Source organism: Streptococcus sp. 27098_8_86 (genome assembly GCF_041432595.1).
GTDB classification, from domain to species: Bacteria; Bacillota; Bacilli; order Lactobacillales; family Streptococcaceae; genus Streptococcus; species Streptococcus pneumoniae_F.
The window spans coordinates 1-20,241 of sequence record NZ_JAPVZW010000005.1; the positions used below are offsets into that span (position 1 = coordinate 1).

Sequence of the window (20,241 nt, forward strand, 5' to 3'; positions counted from 1 at the left end):
TTTTGTGTTATTCTCCTTCAAAGGCATCTTTAATATGGTCAAAGAAGCCCTTTTTCTTTGGATTGACTTTTAAATCACCTGCAGCTGCGAATTCTTTCAAGGCTGCTTTTTGGCGGTCATTCAAGCCTGTCGGTGTTACAACATTGACGGTAACGTATTGGTCACCAACTGCACCGCCACGAAGGCTCGGTGCTCCCTTGCCACGTAGACGGAATTTCTTACCAGTCTGAGTACCCTCTGGAATAACCAATTCAACATCACCGTGAACAGTTGGAATATCTACTGTATCACCAAGAGCTGCTTGGACAAAGTTGAGGTTCAGATTATAGAAAATAGTGGTTCCTTCACGTTCAAACTTATCGCTGGCTTCCACAGAAACCACTACATACAAGTCACCATAAGGTCCACCGTTAAATCCTGCTTCACCTTGACCAGCTAGGCGAATTTGTTGACCTGTTTCTACACCAGCAGGGATTTTCACATGTACGCTATGGGCTTGTTTTTCATGACCTGTTCCGTGACAGGTTGTACATGGATCTTTGATTTCTTTTCCGCGACCGTGACAGACATCACAGGTTACTTGACGACGCATCATACCAAGAGGAGTCTGCGTATCGACGTTAATGACACCAGCGCCATGACAGCGTCCACAAGTGACTGGGCTTGTTCCTGGCTTAGCACCAGAGCCATTACATGTACGACAGCTTGCTTCACGGTTGTATTTAACTTCTTTTTCAGCTCCAAAAATAGCTTCTTCAAAGGTCAAGTTAACACGATACTGGAGGTCATCCCCTTGGCGAGGAGCATTTGGATTACGTGAAGCACCGCCTCCGCCGAAGAAACTTGAGAAAATGTCCTCAAAACCACCGAAGCCTCCTGCCCCGTTGAAACCGCCAGCTCCACCACCGAAACCACCAAAGCCACCGTTGGCTCCAGCCGCACCATATTGGTCGTAGGCTGCACGTTTTTGGTCGTCACTCAAAGTCTCATAAGCTTCTTGAACTTCCTTGTACTTGTCCTCAGCACCAGGCTCCTTGTTGATATCTGGGTGGTATTTTTTCGAAAGCTTACGATAAGCCTTTTTGATCTCGTCTGCCGAAGCGTTTTTGGACACCCCCAGACGATCATAAAATTCAGTATTGTTCATAATTCAAGATACAAAGGGCGTCAAACGGACACAGCCAAAATAGGGGTTTTGACGACGGACGCTTGCGTCCTAGAAAAAACTATCTTTTTGGCACAGTCCGTAGCCCGTGTTCAGTTACGAACACCCTTGTTCCTTTCTATTGATATTTTGAATCAAACCTCGATTTAGGTCGGGTTCAATTCCTTTCTTTTATATTTAGTAAGAAATTCTGGAACCCGTGTTCAGTTACGAACACCCTTGTTCCTTTCTGTTATTGTTGCGGAACGAAACCACGATTTAGGCCGGATTCAATTCCTGTATTTCATATTGATGAGACAAACCCCAAACAAATGAGACTCCGTCCCTTTTTATCGAAAAACAGAGGCTGGGTTGCAACCTCTGGATTTCTCGTTTTTAATCAACTAATCCTGATAACATCTTATCTAGTTCATCAGCAAGATTCAATTCTAATAAGTTGAAATACAATTTTACTAAATTAGGAAGTTCTTGACGATCTACATCAATCCTATCTACACCATTTTCATTCACAAAAATGTTCGTTTTACCATACTCATCATTTAAACCAATGCGAAATCCACCATTAACTACGGTAGGATTCATAGAGAAATCTCCCACATTCCAATAATGACCATAGTATTTCTCTACCAAATAAGCTGCCTCAATTAGGTCTTCTAGGCCTTGCTCATAAAAATATCGACTAATTCGGTCTGTGATAGATTGCTCATCAATAGGATTTTCTTTAAGCGCTTCAATTGTTTCTTTTAACATTGTATATCCTTTATTATTTCTCAGTAAACTCTCCATCCACGATGTCATCGCCTGCGTTTCCTGCTGCTTGTGCACCTTCTGCTCCTGCTTGAGCTTGTTGGGCTGCTGCGGCTTGTTCGTAGAGTTTAACAGCAAGTCCTTGAGCTTTTTCGTTCAATGCTTCAAGTTTTGCTTTCATGTCGTCCAAGTTGTTGTCTTCTTGAGCTTTCTTAAGGTCATCAAGGGCAGCTTGGGCAGCGTCACGTTCTGCGTCGAAACCTTTTCCTTCAGTTTCCTTGATAGTCTTTTCAGTTGCGAAGATAGCTTGGTCTACTTCGTTACGAAGGTCAACTTCTTCTTTACGTTTCTTATCTGCTTCAGCGTTTGCTTCTGCATCTTTCATCATGCGGTCGATTTCTTCATCAGTCAAACCAGAGTTTGATTGGATAACAATTGTTTGTTCTTTTTGGGTTCCAAGGTCTTTGGCTTTAACAGACACGATACCGTTCTTGTCGATGTCAAATGTTACTTCGATTTGAGGAATTCCACGAGGTGCAGCTGGGATATCTGTCAATTGGAAACGTCCAAGAGTCTTGTTATCTGCTGCCATTGGGCGTTCACCTTGAAGAACGTGGATATCAACGGCTGGTTGGTTGTCTGCCGCAGTTGAGAAGACTTGTGATTTAGATGTTGGAATTGTTGTGTTACGGTCGATGAGTTTTGTGAAGACACCACCCATTGTTTCGATACCAAGTGACAATGGTGTTACATCAAGAAGGACAACGTCTTTGACATCACCAGTGATCACACCACCTTGGATGGCAGCACCCATGGCAACTACTTCGTCAGGGTTTACTGATTTGTTTGGTTCTTTACCAGTTTCAGCCTTAACAGCTTCTACAACGGCTGGGATACGAGTTGAACCACCAACAAGGATAACTTCGTCGATTTCTGACAAGCTCAAACCTGCATCTGAAAGGGCTTGACGAACTGGAACTTTTGTACGTTCTACAAGGTCACGAGTCAAATCATCGAATTTCGCACGAGTCAAGGTCATTTCCAAGTGAAGAGGTCCAGCTTCACCAGCAGTGATAAATGGCAAGCTGATTTGTGTTGAAGTTACACCAGAAAGGTCTTTCTTCGCTTTTTCAGCTGCATCTTTCAAACGTTGCATTGCCATCTTGTCAGTAGACAAGTCAATACCGTTTTCTTTCTTGAATTCTGCTACCAAGTGGTCAATGATTTTTTGGTCAAAGTCGTCACCACCAAGTTTGTTGTCCCCTGCAGTTGACAATACGTCGAAGACACCGTCACCCAATTCAAGGATAGAAACGTCGAATGTACCACCACCAAGGTCAAATACCAAGATTTTTTCTTCTTTGTCAGTCTTGTCCAAACCGTAAGCAAGAGCAGCTGCAGTTGGTTCGTTGACGATACGTTCTACTTCAAGACCAGCGATTTTACCAGCATCTTTTGTTGCTTGACGTTGAGCATCGTTGAAGTAAGCTGGAACTGTGATAACTGCTTTAGTAACTTTTTCGCCAAGGTAGTCTTCAGCGTAGCCTTTCAAGTATTGAAGAATCATAGCTGAGATTTCTTGTGGAGTGTATTCTTTTCCATTTGCAGAAACTTTTTCTGAAGTTCCCATTTTAGATTTGATAGAGATGACTGTATCTGGATTTGTTACTGCTTGGCGTTTTGCAGCGTCACCAACGATGATTTCGCCGTTTTTAAATGATACTACAGATGGAGTTGTACGGTTACCTTCTGGGTTTGCGATGATTTTGCTTTCAGTTCCTTCAAGAACTGCAACTGCTGAGTTTGTTGTACCTAAGTCAATACCGATAATTTTAGACATGTGTTTTTCTCCTTAAATTTTATATTCTATTTTCTTTTTGATACTCTTCTTAAGTGGCGGCGCCGTCAGAGCTTGACTTCGTCAATCTCTTTGACTAAACTTTAAGCCTAAGGTCTCAAAGTTTGCGCAAATAGCGCCACGGCGAAGAGTATCGTCTTTGGTTCGCTTCGCTCACTATGCAAAGCTGAACTACTTTTTTATCTTTCTTCATAGTTTATTGTCGTTTCGGACAAGTTTTCTATTATGTAAATTACGACACGAGGAGTGGAAATCGATTTTATTTCGACAACGAGTTAGTAAGGAGGCTAGGCAAACGCCATAGCGATTGCCGTTTTCTGACGAGTTGCTTTAGCTACCGTCAGAATTGCCTAATCGAACACGCCCTAAGCTCTGGGTAAAAAAGATAGATTTCCTTGTGTTCATCGAACACTTCGTCAATCTCCTATTTTTACTGTGAGCTTTTTACGGGCTTTGTATCTTAGTTGTACACCACTACCATTGCTGGGCGTAGGATGCGGTCATGGAGTTTGTAGCCTTTTTGGAAGACTTGGGCGATGGTATCTGCTGGGTGGTCATCGTCTGCTGGGAGAGTTTGGATCGCCATATGGTAGTTATGGTCAAATTCGCCGTCAGCTGCGATTTCTTCAATTCCTTCTTCTTTCAAAGCGTGAATCAAGCTTTCTTGCACCATTTCCAATCCTTTTTTGACATCGTCTGTCAAACCTTCAACCGCGAGTGCACGCTCTAGGTTATCCAAAGAAGGGAGAATTGCTTTTGCTAAGTCCTGGCTACGATAACGTTGCAAGTTTTGACGCTCTTCATTGGCACGGCGTTGGATATTTTGCATTTCTGCATGAGCGCGAAGGTATTTGTTTTCAAATTCATCTGCACGTTCATTTGCCAAGTCCAATTCAGACTTCTCAGGAGTTGTTTCTTCTACCGTTTCCACAACTTCCTCTTCTTGGACTTCTTCTACTTCTTCATTTTTTATATCTTGGGCCATTTTCGCCTCCTTTAATGATTTCAATCTTAATGTACTTCGTAATGATTACTGCTGAGGTAGCGGTAAAAGTCTGTCAACTTCATGGTCAAAACACGATTGACTACATTGACTTGGTTGATTAGCTGTTGGTAATCCAGATTAACTGGACCGATAATGGCTAGAATTCCAACTCCCCGATAAGGAATGAGGAACTTGCTACTAATCACCGCTAGGTCAGCTAGACAGGACTCTTGACTGTCTGCAACACGGACGTTTTGCATCTGATCTTCACGCAACCCCTCACGAATCTCCAGAGCTACTTTTTGCGGTTGGTCAAAGAACTGATAGGCTGCTAGATTGGCAAAATTCAAGAGATTAACCTTGCCCGCCACCACAATGTTTTCGTTGAACATTTCCTTAAAGATATGTTCAAAAAGATCGATAACATTGTCCGTTGTTGTAAAGTAACGCTGGATAATCTGCGGAATCTCCGTCCGAATCTTGTAGTGAATATCTAGAACGGTGTGGCCGAGGAAACGTTCCTGAATGATGCTCTTCAGTTTCAGCAAATCCTCCTGCAAAAAGTTCCTTGGAATCAGAAACTGACTGGTAACCGTTCGAGACTCATCTAGGGTGAATACTGCCAAGGCTGTATGTTGCCCCAAAACAACGATATCAAAGGCTGTCAACCGTTGCCTGCTCGGCTCAACATCCAGTGCTACTACCGTACAGCCACTCAAGTCTGTTAGTAGATTAGCAGCTTCTTGCAGAATATCCTCCAATTTGAAGAATTCTTGATCAAAGGCTTTAACAATCTCATAAACCTCATTTTCAGCCAGTCGCTCAAAATCCAGTGAGTGTTTCACATAGTACTGAAAACCAGCAACACTTGGCATCCGACCACTTGAAGTATGAGCCTTTTCAAGCAAACCTTGCTTTTCTAGAGCCGCCATGTCATTACGAATGGTTGCACTGCTAGAGTTAATAGACTCTTGCAGGGCTTTGGATCCGACAGGTTCGTGCGTTTTGGTAAAGATGTCAATAATCAGATTTAAAATATCCTGCTGACGCTCTGTAACCACCTCATCACTCCTCTCTGTCTGATCAATTAGCACTCGATATACTTAAGTGCTAACTCATGATTCTATTATACACCCTTAAAAGAGAATGTCAAGACAAAAACTCAAAAAATTAGCACTCTTTCATCAAGAGTGCTAAAAATCAATCTGAAGACCTAGAACCCTACCTTCCATCTACTCGGTATTTACTTTTTAGTCTGAAATAACCATAGATTAGATAAGAAATCATAAAGGCATATAGAGCAAAAATGACAAAGAAAGATTGCGACAGTTCTTCTCTAAACGAACTCATACAAACAACAAGACCACCTGAGAAAGCAACTGTGCATGAACGAAGTCTATTTCGCATAACTTCCCATCTGAGCCCCTTACTCATATAGACTTGATCCTCTGGAAGTAAATTAGAAGACGATTTACGAAGAATCGAACAAGAACCTGCTCCTATCAATTCCCAACCTCTATTTCTAAAATCTTGCAGTTCATACTTATACTTTTTAAGAAATCTAGAATCATAGATACAGTAGATGACATCGTCTGGTTGACATTGGTCAAAATAGAAAAAACCAAAACGACTCGTTCTATACTTCCAACCTTTCAAATGCATCTCATGTAAATATTCTTCTTCCTTGTCCAAATCAACAATGGTGAAAAACCGAAATTGGACTTTGCTATTCATTACCTTACCTCCAAATCAGAAAACATACATGGTTTTATTTGTCAGATAATTCTTTCCATTTTTGAAACAAGCTCCAAAAAATATAAGAAATCTGAATCGCAAAAACTATCAATAAAACCCAATCTATTATGAAAATCAAAAACACTACCCAACTGAAAGAACTACCTCCACTGACAAACTTTGAGAAAACCGGTAGTAGAGCTAAAAAGAGAAGCAAAATAGGAAGCATCCGACTCGTTAAAATCCGTTTGACCATAGCTAACTTCCCGGCCGCGTCATTATAAATTTCAAACTCGGCATCCGACTCAATTCCAGAATGAAGCTTTCTAAAGTAGGAAAACCCATTAAAGTCTGTAATATGCTCCCAGCCACAGTCTTTAAATAATTGTAAATAGGAGGCTCTCTCTGATTTTTTCATGGGATAAAAGTCCAACTGATAAGACACCTGCTTCGGTTGGCACTGTTCAAAAGTATACTTAACCGCAACTACTAAGTTAGAGTAGGTTACTTCCTTGAGTTTCCAGCCCTCAGCATGCATTTTACTAAGATATAAAGCCTCTCTATCATAATCCGCAATGGTAGCAATTCTATAAACAACCTTCTTTTCCATCATCTTCCCTCCAGACTATTTCTATAGAGCCGTTCAATACGTTTCAATTCAATATCTAAGACTTTGCGTCCCAAGTCTGTAATCTGATAGATTTTCCGTTTTTCCTCTTCGCGGACAAAGGAAATCAAACCATCCTTTTCCATCTTTGACAAGGTTCCATACATAGTCCCAGGACTAATCGAAACTTGCAAATCTGTCATCTCCTTGACCTTTTGCGTAATACTGTACCCATGACCTTCCTTTTGCAGACAGAACAAGATATAAAAACCCGTTTCCGTCATCGGAATATAAACTCGACGAATCTTATCCGTTAATTCCATTTATAGCAGCCTCCTATCCAGTTCGATATATCGCACTTCGTTATATAAAATATATCACACCTCGATATAAAATACAAGAAAAAAGACCGCCCACAGGCAATCTTTCTTCTATATTAGTATTAGTAAAGGTCTAAATAGTTATCAATTTCCCATTGTGAAACAAAGGTTGCATAGCTTGACCATTCAATTCGTTTAGCTTCAAGGAAGCTAGTGTAGATGTGATCTCCTAGGGCAGCCTTGACCACTTCATCCTCAGTCAAAGCCTTCAAAGCATTGTGAAGCGTTGATGGAAGGTCTGTGATACCAGCTTCCTTACGCTCTTCTGCTGTCATGATGTAGATATTTTCTTCGATAGGAGCTGGCGCTTCGATTTTGTTTTCAATACCATGCAAACCAACTTCCAAAAGAACCGCCATAGCGATGTATGGGTTTGCCATTGGATCCACTGAACGCAACTCAAGACGAGTTCCCATACCACGTGAAGCAGGCACGCGCACAAGTGGCGAACGGTTACGACCAGCCCAAGCAATGTAAACAGGCGCTTCATAACCTGGAACCAAACGTTTGTATGAGTTAACCGTTGGATTCATGATGGCAGTATAGTTGTAAGCATGTTTGATCAAACCACCAAGGAAATGGTAGGCTGTTTCTGACAACTGCATTCCTTTTGGATCATTTGGATCAAAGAAGGCGTTATTTCCTTCTGCATCAAACAAGGACATATTACAGTGCATACCTGATCCAGCAATACCAAATTTTGGTTTTGCCATAAAGGTTGCGTAAAGGCCATGTTTACGAGCAATGGTTTTAACAACAAGTTTAAAGATTTGAATCTTATCACAAGCACGGAGAACTTCATCGTACTTAAAGTCAATCTCATGTTGTCCAACCGCAACCTCGTGGTGACTCGCTTCTACTTCAAATCCCATTTTGGTCAAGACATTGACAATCTCACGACGTGTATTGTCAGCAAGGTCAGTAGGCGCCAAATCAAAGTAGCCACCCTTGTCATTCACTTCAAGTGTTGGGTCTCCATTTTCATCCAACTTAAATAGGAAGAATTCTGGCTCTGGTCCAAGGTTAAAGGATTTGAATCCCACTTCTTCCATGTGACGAAGAGCACGTTTCAAATTGCCACGAGGGTCACCTGCAAATGGTTCACCTTCTGTTGTATAGACATCACAGATCAAACCTGCAACACTTCCATTTTCATCTCCCCACGGGAAGACTGTCCATGTATCCAAGTCAGGGTACAAGTACATATCCGACTCATTGATACGTACAAAACCTTCAATAGAAGATCCATCAAACATAGCCTTGTTCGACAAGACCTTATCTAACTGTTCATCTGTAGCAGGAATTTCGACGTTTTTCATGGTTCCCAAAATATCTGAGAACATGAGACGGATAAAGGTAACATTTTTTTCCTTGACTTCACGACGAATATCTGCAGCTGTGATTGGCATGAGTTTTCTCCTTAATGTATGACTACTTGCGGTTGCCTAACCGCGACCAAAAGGTGACCGTACTGAAGCAAAGCGCCCCTGTTGGAGGAGTTCATTATGAAGTGCACGACGCACCTCAGTCTGACTCACCGCTTTCTTGGATTTCGCTTCACGTTCAGCATATTTTTTCTTAATGGCAGCGATATTATAACCTTCAGAGATATAATCTTTGATTTCAAGCAGACGATCCATGTCATTCAAGGAATACATGCGACGGTTTCCTTCGTTTCGATCAGGTTTGATCAACTCTTGATCTTCATAATAACGAATCTGACGCGCCGATAAATCGGTCAACTTCATAACACTGCCGATAGGAAAAACAGCCATATTTCGGCGAAATTCTTTTTCCTTCATTTACAATTTCCTTCTTTCTGTCTATTATAGTCTAAAAAAAGACAAACGTCAATTGATAATGTTATAAAATGTAACATTATTTTTCTTTTTTCTCAAAAAAGAGCCGAATGCGGTCAATATCATAATTTACGAGAATTGCGACAAAAACTCCCATGAAAGTTTCTGATACACGCGCAAATACGTACAAAATTGTTTCGCCGCTCGGAATCGATAGGGTAATGATTAACATAGCCGCTACACCACCAATAACCCCTGCTTTGTTATTCATGGCTACATTTGTCATAATGGTTAACATGGTGCAGATTGGAACAACTACCAAGGTCACCCAAAAGGCTTCGTGGAAAAAGGTATTTAATAAGAAGAAGACCAAGGCATAGAGGCCACCGATGCTATTTCCTAGAATACGCGAAGTCCCAAAATGGACACTCTTATCAAAACTCTCCCTCAAGCTAAAAACGGCTGTCAAAGCACCAATTTGAAGACCTTTCCAGCCAAAAAAGCCAAAAATCAAGAGAACTAGAAAAACAGCAATACCCGTTTTAAAGGTTCGCATACCAAGTTTGAACTGGGATTTATCGAATTTATATTTTTTAAAATAACTCATAATCTCATCTTTCTATTTCCATTTTATCATAAATCGGTGATTTTTATGAGTAATAGTTGAGAGGAAGCGTTTTTATTTTAAGCAAAAGAAAAGAGGAACTTTCACTCCTCTCTTCTTTGATTCATTTATGAAATCTTATTTTTCTGTAAGTGCAGCCAAACCTGGCAATACTTTACCTTCGAGAAGTTCCATTGAAGCACCACCACCGCGTCACAAATACCTACACTAACACAAAAAGGTGACATAGCCACCTTTTTGTTAACGTTTCAGTTTTGTTCCTTTTTCTACAAAATCAGGATTTTGTAGAGACTAACGGGCTGAAATTATTTTTCTGTAAGTGCAGCCAAACCTGGCAATACTTTACCTTCGAGAAGTTCCATTGAAGCACCTCCGCCCGTACTAATCCATGAGAATTTGTCTGCACGGCCAAGGTTAATCGCTGCGGCAGCTGAGTCACCACCACCGATGATTGATTTAACGCCTGGTTGTTTCACGATAGCGTCCATCACACCGATTGTTCCAGCTTGGAAGTCAGGGTTTTCAAATACACCCATAGGTCCGTTCCATACAACTGTTTTGGCACCAGTCAAAGCTTCGTCAAATTTAGCAATAGATTTTGGACCGATGTCAAGACCAAGGAAGCCTTCAGAAACTGCTTCACCTTCAGTGTCACGCACTTCAGTGTAGCCAGCAAATGCGTTAGCTTCTTTTGAGTCAACTGGCAAGATCAATTTACCGTTTGCTTTTTCAAGAAGAGCTTTCGCAACATCCAATTTGTCTTCTTCTACAAGTGAGTTACCGATTTCGATACCTTGTGCTTTGTAGAATGTGTAAGTCATACCACCACCGATAAGGACTTTATCAGCTTTTTCAAGCAAGTTTTCGATAACACCGATCTTGTCTGAAACTTTTGAACCACCAAGGATAGCCACGAATGGACGTTCTGGAGCTTCAACTGCTTCTTGGATGTAGGCAATTTCGTTTTCAAGAAGGAATCCAGCAACTGCTTTTTCAACGTTTGCTGAGATACCAACGTTAGATGCGTGTGCACGGTGAGCTGTACCGAATGCATCGTTTACGAAGATACCATCTCCAAGTGATGCCCAGTATTTACCAAGTTCAGGATCGTTTTTAGATTCTTTCTTGCCATCAACATCTTCGTAACGAGTGTTTTCAACCAAGAGAACTTGTCCATCTTCAAGAGCGTTAATCGCTGCTTCCAATTCAGCACCACGAGTGACACCTGGGAAAACAACGTCTTGGCCCAATTTAGCTGCCAAGTCAGCAGCTACAGGAGCAAGTGATTTACCAGCTTTGTCTGCTTCTTCTTTTACACGGCCAAGGTGAGAAAAGAGGATAGCACGTCCACCTTTTTCAAGGATGTACTTGATAGTTGGAAGAGCTGCAGTGATACGGTTGTCGTTGGTAATCACGCCATCTTTTACAGGTACGTTGAAGTCAACACGAACGAGAACTTTTTTCCCTTTCAATTCAACGTCTTTAACAGTCAATTTTGCCATTAGATATGACTCCTTCTTTTTTTATACGTGTTAATTATATCACAAAATCAGCAAAAGAGATAGAAAAACCCTAAACTTTTCCAGTTCTTTCTTGCAACAAAAACTAGCATCTCTGAAAATCAAAACTAGAAAAACCTTCCCAAATCACTAAGTAATACAAGAAAAACTAGTTAAGCCATCTCATTCTTCCACTGATTTTTACTACTTAAAACGAGGTTTGACTAATCTGCAGTCAAACCTTGTTTTTAGTTGTTATGAGGAAATGCAATAATCCTAAATCGATTCGTTTTCTCTCTTCTTTCCAGCAAGTAGGCCATAGCCACTCATCACTCCGAGGAGTCCTAGTGCTACTAGACTAGCATCTCTTGTTACTCCAGTATTTGGAAGTTCTTTACCTACTTTTTCATTTGTCGGTGTTGCTAAAAGAGCTTGACCTGTTTTTTGAGAGTCTTGCTCTTCTTTCGTTCCAACTTCAACAATTTCCGGAAGAGCTTCCTTGAGAACTTCTGTTGTACGAAGAGTACGATTGCCTTGACTATCTACTTCAATCAAGCGACGAATTTGTCCCTCAACTCCTGCTTGCACAATACGACGTTGACCTTTGAGAAGTTCTGAATTTGGGCGTTCTTGACGTTCGAAAGCAACTGTATCCTCTTCAATTTCTAGTTTCGGAATTTCTAAAACTAGGTCTTTTACTCCCTCAGCTGGTTGATTGCTTGATAGAACTTTTGTACCTACTTCGGTAATCTCTGGAACAGCTTCCTTGAGAACTTCTGTTGTACGAATGATACGATTGCCTTGGGCATCTAATTCTACAAAGCGACGAATTTGCCCCTCAACTCCTGCTTGGACAAGTTGACGTTGACCGACTAGGAGATTTGGATTTGGACGTTCTTGGTGTTTGAAGGCCACTGTATCCTCTTCAATTTCTAGTTTCGGAGTTTCTAGAACTAAATCTTTAACTCCTTCAGCTGGTTGATTGCTTGAAAAGACTTTGGTTCCAACTTCTACGATTTCAGGGGTTGCTTCTTTCAAAACTTCTGTAGCGCGAAGCGTACGATTGCCTTGACTATCTACTTCTACTAGACGACGAATTTGCCCTTCTTCTCCTTTTTGGACAAGTTGACGTTGACCTTTAAGAAGGTTCGCACTTGGTCGCTCTTGACGTTCATAGGCTGTTGTTTCAGTTTCAACAACTAGTTCAGGGAGGACCTCAACTGTCGGGGCTACTTCACTTGGATCCATGCTACCAACATGATGACTTTCTTCTGCAGGAGCTAGTTTCTTATTCAGCTTTTCTTTCATGTCCGCAAAAGCTTGTGGAGTTGGCATCTCTGAAGCCAACAAAGTTTCTGCTTGTTCAATCAACTCAGCTTTAGGATCTTTTTCACGGATAGATTCGAGCAAACCTTCCAATTCTTCTCTAGCTGTCTGATAACGTTGATTTCCATCCAAGTCTGTCCCTGCTTGTTTCAACTCATTCAAGGCTTTGTTGACTTCTTCTTGACTGGCATCATGGTTTTCTGCAACAGCTTTCGCTGCATTGAGTTTCTCTACTAGTACAGCTTGTTTGTCCTCACTTGAGAAGGTATAGGCAAGGGTTGACTGACGGCCTTGGGCAGCAGTGATTTCTTGTTTAAGGTATTCATCATTAACTGCAGCCTTTGGAGAAACCAAGACATCAAACTCAGCCGTGTGCCCCTTGTAATGCAGGGTCAAGGTCTGGCGTCCAGTCTTCTGAGCATCGTAGCCCTTGATTTCAACACCTTCATCAGTAAAGCTGTGAGTCTCTTCTGTCTCGTCATCATAGAGAACACCAAAGCGACCTTCAGAGTGTTCCAGTTGTTCCCCTACTAGATAGTCTGTTTTTGGTTTCTTAGTAATATACAAGCCCGCTACTTCTTTTGGTTTTCCTTCATCCTGTCCTGTCACTTGGACTTTCAGATCACCTGACACTGGTAAACCAAGGTATTGCAGTATTAGGTTTTGTTCCCCTTTTTGATGAGCGTCGTATCCAGATACCGTCACACCTGAGTGAGTAAGGTTAATCAGCTCGTCGACTTGTCCCCCTTCGTATTGAACACGGAGTGTTCCGCCTCTGAGGTCCAGTTTTTCTCCTTCTTTATAAACTGTCTTTTTAGGTCCTTTTTCAAGGCTAACTGCAGCAATTTTTCTCTCATCCTGTGGAATCGCTACAGCCAAGGTGTTACTGATTTCTTTGCCAGGTAGTTGGGTACGATAGTAGAGGAGAGTTGGTTGCTTATCAAAGCCCAATGGAGCTGTTGCCAAGTCACCACCAGTTTCAGTCTTCAAGGTTGCAATTGGTGTTTGTGAATCAGCCTTGTCGTAAACGGTGATGGTTGCGCCTGCCGGAACATCAGAGAAGCCTAGTTGAACTTGGTGGTTTCCAAGTGAACGGGCAGCTACCTTAGCCATTGGAATATTTTGACTTTCTGTGTCCAAGGCTTCGTACATCTTCCAGTTGTAGATACGAATGGCCTTCCAAGGTGTTCCATTATCAGATGTAATGACATGCAAACGCCAGTCTTGGGCAGTAATTGGTTTGTCAAGAGTGATATCCGTAACGTGCGCTTTATTACCACGGACTTCCTTAGCTAGTTTCCACTCGCCATCTGTATCCTTATAGTAAAGATCAAAATCCTTGGTGTTCATCAGACCATCGTTAACAGACTCACCACCAGCTCCCGCATGATCCATCACCCATCTGACAACTGTACGTGGCTGAGTCAAACGAATATCGACACTACCGCTCAATTGTCCTGAAGACCACTTGTCTGAAAGACTGGTAATGGTACCGTTCAACATACCTTCAATACCTTCTCCACCTTCGGTATTCGGGAAAGTGCTACCGATAACCGTTGCCCCTGGAACAATATTTTCAGCCAAAGGTCTTGGGAGAGTCGTATCCTGAACAGTCATGCCCCAGTTAAAGGATGTCGTCGCAGCTTCTGAACGAAGGCCATTTTTACCAACTGCAACGACTTTCAATTCTTGCGTCGTACCAGTCGCATTAGCAGAGCGGCTAACTTTTGGCAAGTAGATGGTTGAAGCAGATGAACCTGTCAACAAACGCCAGTTATCCCCATCTTTTTCGTAGACTTCATAGAAATCCGCATCTTGATTACCCGCAAACTGGACCACTGCTTCAGCTTCTTGGGCATTTTTAAGAGATTGTTTCACCACAGAAAGGCCTGTAGGCGCTTGTGGTGCTTGGTGATTGTCTGAAATTGTTAATTGACCTAGGTTAAACTGATAATCTTTTACAGCTCCTTCATGCTCGAAGAAGAGTTTGACTGCATAGATGGTTTTACCTGCTAGTGAGCTGAGATCAAATTCTTCATTTGTCCAGTTGTCAGAAAGGGTTAGCTCTTTCCATGCATCTGCATCATCGAATTTGTAGTCTGGAGTTGTAGAAAAGGCCATATAAACTTTCGAGCCTTTTCCTCCCTTGTGGGCAACACGAAGTTTGGTTTTCTCAGTTACTTCTAACTTAGTAGAATACAAATTCACATCCTGGTCCGTCTTACCAGCTACATTACCTGAGAATTTAAGGGAATTTCCGCCATTGTAGGCATCTGTAAAATCATATTCTGCACGAAGTTTTTCCCCTGTTGAAGTCTGCCACCAGCGCCATGTTGGCAAGACACCTGAAACAGAACGGTAGTTCCACTCAGAATCCTTAGAAACCTTTCCGTCTACAAACCACTTTCTACCATGGCCTGTATTAAAGGAGGTAGTGAAGGTCCGACCTACTGCTGGTGTGCGGTCTGCAACTAAATTAGCAATCCCATACCACTCTTTGTCCGCTGGTTTTTGAGCTGTCGGATCTCCTTGGTAACCTGTGAAGAAGATATCTTCGTTTTTATGGTAATCTTCACCTGTTTTTCCTAGACTGGTAATTGTATCTGGTGCAAAGAGTCCAAGTGACAAACGTAACTTGCCTTTTTCATCTAAGAGGGCATCCCATTTAACTTTTGTCTTATAAGAACCACCTTGTTGCAATTCCAATCCTGCAAAGATATCATATTGGCTACGTTCCAGCCATTTTGCCATTTCTACAGAGTGGTCATTCTTTTCCTTATTCCAGTTGAAATTGGCAAAGAATTGATCCGCAGGGACCTTGTCACCTTCTTTTTGCATGAACTGGTAGTTGTAATCACCTAGACCATCTTCGTGATAACGACCATATTTATAGGTCATGGCATCGTACCAAGCATACTTGATTGGATGGTTGACTTTTGCCGCATATTCTTTTGTATAGAGCATGAATTGACGCATTTTTTCACCAAGTGGCGTTACTAAGTCACCTGTTGTTTCTTGGTTGATAAAATACCCATCAAAGCCATAGTACTTAGCAAGGTCGACAAGTTTTCGTGCAATAGGGAAGGTTCCATCCTCATCTTGTTTCAAAGCAGCAACAAATTTCTCTTGGTCTGCAATACTATTAGACCAGTTGAAGAAGAGTGTACCATATACAGGAACCCCGTTACGGTGACCTGCATCAATAACGTCAGGAGTTGGGACTAGACCTTCCCAGAAGACCATTGAATCCAAGTATTGCCAGTAGTCAAAGGCGTAGGCCTTGAATTCTTCTCCACCAACAGAAGCGTGGTCTTTAGCCTTTGAGTTGGTATTTGCTAGCGCCTGAACCTTGGCTCTTCTACTTGCTTTTTCATTCACCAACTGGCCTCTATGGCGCTTAGCAAGTTCAACTGAGGAACGATTGATGGGATCATCCTCACGCGCACCCGGTTCCCATTTCAACAAATCCTCCCAAGAATTAAATTTGATTTCCTTTGGTTTTAATGTTTTTTCTGTATTTTTAGGGACATCTGGCTGGACTTCTTTTTCAGTCTTATTAGCTTCTGCTGCTGGCTTAGACTCATCCCCTTGGCTAGTTCCTTCAGGCTTTGCTTCTGTTTCCTTGTCAGACTTAGGTTTTGCTTCTGCAGATGGTGTTTCCGCAGCCACCTCACTTGCTTTTTCCTCTGGTTTAGCTGCGCTTACTGCCTCTGCAGTTTCAGTAGTTGCAGCTTCATTGCTTGCTGGCGAAGCAGTTTCAGATGCTGTCGCTACTCCTTCTGCCTTTTCTGGCTTATTTTCTCTAGCATGTTCTCCTTCATGCTGCTTGTCAGCTTCATTAGTTGGATGCTCACTCTCTCCTGAAACAAGCTCTGTATGGGCTCCGCTATTTTCAGGAACTGCAGTTTCTTCAGCCAAGGCTGGACCAGCAAATAAAACAGCACCAATCATTAGCGAGCAGGCTCCTACTGATAACTTACGAATACTGTAACGACAACGTCTTTCAAAAAATGGATTCTTCATTTTCTCCTCCTAAAAGATTGATTTTGCTACACAAAAGAAAGCGCTTAACTTTCTTTATAAAATTTTTATCCCAATCACAGGGACCAAGATAATTCCTCCCTCATTTTAAAATATTTCTTTTAAATGTCAATGTATAAAAGAAAATACCTATATCTAGGTTAGAAATTGGTAAAATTAATATAATTAAGGCCCATTCTAACGAATTTTCTTTCTAAAATCTTAGCTTAACACTTGTTAGATTTACTTTTATCCTTTAAAATAGAATAGGAGAAATTCCGTTATTATTTTTCGGAGGAAAAAGAAATGTCCATTAATTGGCAGGAAATTTTATTTCACTTTTTAGGTGGTCTGGGACTATTCTTGTATAGTATCAAGACCATGGGAGACGGTTTGCAACAAGCTGCTGGAGATCGCCTTCGTTTTTACATTGACAAGTACACCAGCAATCCCTTTTTAGGTGTTCTAGTCGGGATTGTCGTGACTGCCCTGATTCAGTCAAGTACAGGGGTCACAGTTATCACGGTTGGACTGGTCAGCGCTAGTCTTCTCACTCTTAGACAGGCTATCGGAATTATCATGGGAGCCAACATCGGAACCACCGTTACTTCCTTTATCATCGGTTTCAAGCTTGGTGAGTATGCTTTACCCCTGATTTTCCTTGGAACCATGTTCCTATTTTTTACAAAAAACAGAACCGCAAACAATATCGGGCGCATCCTGTTTGGTGTAGGGGGAATCTTCTATGCTCTAAACCTCATCAGTGCCGGTATGAGCCCTCTTAAAGATTTACCACAATTTAAGGAATACATGGTAACCTTGGGACAAAATCCTGTGTTGGGAGTTTTTGCCGGTGCAGTGATTACCGTCCTCATACAAGCTTCTTCTGCGACAATCGGGATTTTGCAAGGTCTCTATGCAGGTGGATTCCTTGACCTTAAAGGTTCGCTACCAGTTCTCTTCGGGGATAATATCGGGACAACCCTAACGGTTATCATCGCGGCAGCTGGAGCCAATGTCTCTGCGAAACGCGTTGCTGCAACCCATGTTACCTTTAACGTTTTAGGAACTATTCTTTGCTTAATCTTATTAGGCCCATTTACGTCTATGATTGAGTACTTCCAGGCACTCCTTCACCTCTCACCTGAGATGACTATCGCCTTCTCGCACGGTGCCTTTAACGTAAGTAACACTATTGTACAATTTCCCTTCATCGGAGCCTTGGCCTACTTTGTAACCAAGCTCATCCCTGGTGAAGATGAAGTTGTCAAATACGAGCCACTTTATCTTGATGAGCATTTGATTAAACAAGCTCCATCAATCGCTCTCGGAAATGCAAAGAAAGAACTCCTTCACTTGGGAAATTATGCTTCTAAAGCCTTTGACCTTTCATACAACTACATCATTGACCTTAATGAAAAGGTTGCTGAAAAAGGCCACAAGACAGAGGAAGCCATCAATACCATTGATGAAAAATTGACTCGTTACCTGATTACTCTTTCAAGCGAGGCCCTTAGCCAGAAAGAAAGTGAAGTGCTCACCAACATTCTTGATTCATCCCGCGATTTGGAACGGATTGGGGACCACGCAGAAGCGCTAATCAATCTGACTGACTACCTTCAACGTAAGAATGTTGAGTTCTCTGAAGCTGCTTTGCAAGAATTGGCTGATATCTATCAAAAAACCACTGGCTTTATCAAGGATGCCCTTGATAGTGTAGAAAACAATGATATTGAAAAAGCTCAAAGTCTGATTGAACGCCATAAAGAAATCAACAATATGGAACGTGTTCTCAGAAAGACCCACATCAAGCGCCTCAACAAGGGCGAGTGTTCAACACAAGCTGGGGTCAACTTTATCGACATCATTTCCCACTATACTCGTGTATCTGACCACGCCATGAACCTTGCTGAAAAGGTCATCGCTGAACAAATCTAAGATCCAAGAAGCTATCCTAAATGGGATGGCTTTTTTCTTTTCCTAACCAAGAATTGCTTTTCTAATATATAGAAAAATGCTTTGATTCACAATGGAATCAAAGCATTTTAAAGAGCTCCCCGTACATAAGCGCAGAAGCCGCAGTTCCTCTGTACTTTGCTTCTTCTCTTTTGATAAAGCGAGCCAAGTTGAGCAACTCAGGTCCCGGATGTTTGGGATTCAGGAGCAATTCACGATTGACCAGGCCTGAGAGACGAACTGCCAGCAATTGCTCATTTGTAGTAGGCAGTTTTTTAGCAGTCTCTAGGAGAGCAGCAACTAAATCTTCACTCAAATCATGTCGAGCATGATTGTAAAGATCTTTTACAAAGCTTTCTAGGTTTGGTTCTACCATCCCTACCACCTCCCTTATGGTTTAATAATTTTTAATCAAATCAACTGTTGAACGATCCAATTTTTTCACCAAGGCTTGCAAGAAAGCTTGAGCTTCTAAGAAGTCATCCATAGCGTAGAGGGTTTGGTGAGAGTGGATATAACGAGCGCAGACACCGATAGTTGTAGATGGGACACCGCCATTTTTCAGATGAGCTGCGCCAGCGTCTGTTCCACCTTTACCACAGTAGTATTGGTACTTGATACCAGCTTCTTCAGCCGTTGTCAAAAGGAAATCCTTCATTCCTGGGAGAAGCAAGTGACCTGGATCGTAGAAACGAATCAAGGTTCCATCTCCAATCTTGCCTTGACCGCCATAAACATCACCTGCTGGTGAGCAATCAACTGCTAGGAAGACTTCTGGATCAAACTTGGTTGTAGATGTATGAGCACCGCGGAGACCAACTTCTTCTTGGACGTTAGAACCCAGATAGAGTTCATTGCCAAGTTTTTGACCTGAAAGAGCTTCCGCCAACTCGCTCACCATAAGAACTCCGTAACGGTTGTCCCAAGCTTTTGAGATGATATTTTTCTCATTGGCCGTCAAGATTGCAGAACTATCTGGTACGATGGTGTCGCCAGGACGGATGCCAAAACTTTCTGCCTCAGACTTATCCGCAAAACCGCCATCAAAGACGATATCTGCAATAGCTGGCATAGTTGGGCCGCCCTTACCACGAGTCAAATGTGGAGGAACAGAGCCTGAAATCACAGGAATTTCACGACCATCACGAGTCAAGAGTTTGAAACGTTGGCTACTAACCACCATAGGATTCCATCCACCGATTTCTACCACACGGAAGGTACCATCTGGCTTGATTTCGCTGACCATAAAACCAACTTCATCCATGTGAGAAGCGACCAAGACGCGCGGTGCATCTGCAGCTTCTGAATGTTTAATCCCGAAAATACCCCCCAAGCCATCTGTCACCACTTCATCCACGTGCGGTGTCAACTTTTCACGAAGATAAGCACGAACAGGTGCTTCATGACCTGAGATCGCAGCAAGTTCTGTTACTTCTTTGATTTTTGAAAATAATGTTGTCATTTCAGTTCCTTCTTTCTTTCATCCATTTTACCACTTTTTATAGGAGAAGGATAGCGGGAATCATCATTCCAGATAAAA

16 protein-coding genes and 1 pseudogene are annotated in these 20,241 nt (G+C 42.0%); 1 reads left to right on the plus strand and 16 read right to left on the minus strand.

Going from position 1 to position 20,241, the window contains the following annotated elements:
- Nucleotides 1-7 precede the first annotated feature (7 nt).
- From dnaJ to O3616_RS05685, 14 genes and pseudogenes are all read right to left on the minus strand, one after another.
- A complete protein-coding gene (gene dnaJ, locus O3616_RS05620; RefSeq protein WP_049551711.1) occupies nt 8-1,147 on the minus strand; it encodes a molecular chaperone DnaJ in 1,140 nt (379 codons plus the stop codon).
- A gap of 393 nt (nt 1,148-1,540) precedes the next feature.
- Nucleotides 1,541-1,915, minus strand: a complete 375-nt coding sequence (locus tag O3616_RS05625; protein WP_371638338.1) for a hypothetical protein — start codon at nt 1,913-1,915, stop codon at nt 1,541-1,543.
- A 13-nt stretch (nt 1,916-1,928) separates the two neighbouring features.
- Nucleotides 1,929-3,752, minus strand: coding sequence for a molecular chaperone DnaK (gene dnaK, locus O3616_RS05630; RefSeq protein ID WP_371638339.1), 1,824 nt, complete (start codon nt 3,750-3,752; stop codon nt 1,929-1,931).
- A gap of 478 nt (nt 3,753-4,230) precedes the next feature.
- Nucleotides 4,231-4,755, minus strand: a complete 525-nt coding sequence (gene grpE, locus O3616_RS05635) for a nucleotide exchange factor GrpE (RefSeq protein ID WP_004261014.1) — start codon at nt 4,753-4,755, stop codon at nt 4,231-4,233.
- A 26-nt stretch (nt 4,756-4,781) separates the two neighbouring features.
- On the minus strand, nt 4,782-5,816 hold the full coding sequence (gene hrcA, locus O3616_RS05640) for a heat-inducible transcriptional repressor HrcA (RefSeq protein WP_371638340.1): 1,035 nt from the start codon (nt 5,814-5,816) through the stop codon (nt 4,782-4,784).
- A 160-nt stretch (nt 5,817-5,976) separates the two neighbouring features.
- Entirely contained in the window at nt 5,977-6,489 is a 513-nt protein-coding gene (locus tag O3616_RS05645) for a DUF2812 domain-containing protein (RefSeq protein WP_371638341.1), read from the minus strand.
- Between the two features lie 34 nt (nt 6,490-6,523).
- Entirely contained in the window at nt 6,524-7,099 is a 576-nt protein-coding gene (locus tag O3616_RS05650; protein WP_371638408.1) for a DUF2812 domain-containing protein, read from the minus strand.
- Nucleotides 7,099-7,419, minus strand: a complete 321-nt coding sequence (locus tag O3616_RS05655) for a PadR family transcriptional regulator (RefSeq protein ID WP_371638342.1) — start codon at nt 7,417-7,419, stop codon at nt 7,099-7,101. The genes O3616_RS05650 and O3616_RS05655 overlap by 1 nt, the downstream gene beginning before the upstream one ends.
- Before the next feature lie 119 nt (nt 7,420-7,538).
- Entirely contained in the window at nt 7,539-8,885 is a 1,347-nt protein-coding gene (gene glnA / locus O3616_RS05660; RefSeq protein WP_371638343.1) for a type I glutamate--ammonia ligase, read from the minus strand.
- Nucleotides 8,886-8,921: 36 nt separating this feature from the next.
- Entirely contained in the window at nt 8,922-9,278 is a 357-nt protein-coding gene (gene glnR / locus O3616_RS05665) for a transcriptional repressor GlnR (protein ID WP_000659548.1), read from the minus strand.
- Nucleotides 9,279-9,354: 76 nt separating this feature from the next.
- Entirely contained in the window at nt 9,355-9,882 is a 528-nt protein-coding gene (locus O3616_RS05670) for an aromatic acid exporter family protein (protein ID WP_020902185.1), read from the minus strand.
- A 323-nt stretch (nt 9,883-10,205) separates the two neighbouring features.
- The gene (gene pgk, locus O3616_RS05675; RefSeq protein WP_371638344.1) at nt 10,206-11,402 is read right to left on the minus strand and encodes a phosphoglycerate kinase; all 1,197 of its coding nucleotides are present in this window, start codon (nt 11,400-11,402) and stop codon (nt 10,206-10,208) included.
- Nucleotides 11,403-11,675: 273 nt separating this feature from the next.
- Nucleotides 11,676-16,394 carry a G5 domain-containing protein gene (locus tag O3616_RS05680; protein ID WP_371638409.1) on the minus strand — a complete coding sequence of 1,573 codons (4,719 nt, stop codon included), beginning with the start codon at nt 16,392-16,394 and terminating at the stop codon, nt 11,676-11,678.
- A gap of 218 nt (nt 16,395-16,612) precedes the next feature.
- Nucleotides 16,613-16,748: pseudogene (locus tag O3616_RS05685) on the minus strand (YSIRK-type signal peptide-containing protein); the annotation flags it as partial.
- Between the two features lie 303 nt (nt 16,749-17,051).
- Here O3616_RS05685 and O3616_RS05690 point away from each other — a divergent pair.
- Nucleotides 17,052-18,683, plus strand: coding sequence for a Na/Pi cotransporter family protein (locus O3616_RS05690; protein ID WP_004260992.1), 1,632 nt, complete (start codon nt 17,052-17,054; stop codon nt 18,681-18,683).
- Between the two features lie 97 nt (nt 18,684-18,780).
- Here the strand turns inward: O3616_RS05690 and O3616_RS05695 are convergent, their stop codons facing one another.
- Both O3616_RS05695 and pepA read right to left on the minus strand, forming a co-directional pair.
- Nucleotides 18,781-19,077, minus strand: a complete 297-nt coding sequence (locus tag O3616_RS05695) for a bacteriocin immunity protein (RefSeq protein ID WP_371638345.1) — start codon at nt 19,075-19,077, stop codon at nt 18,781-18,783.
- 21 nt (nt 19,078-19,098) lie between these two features.
- Nucleotides 19,099-20,163, minus strand: coding sequence for a glutamyl aminopeptidase (pepA, locus tag O3616_RS05700; protein WP_061590223.1), 1,065 nt, complete (start codon nt 20,161-20,163; stop codon nt 19,099-19,101).
- Nucleotides 20,164-20,241: the final 78 nt, after the last annotated feature.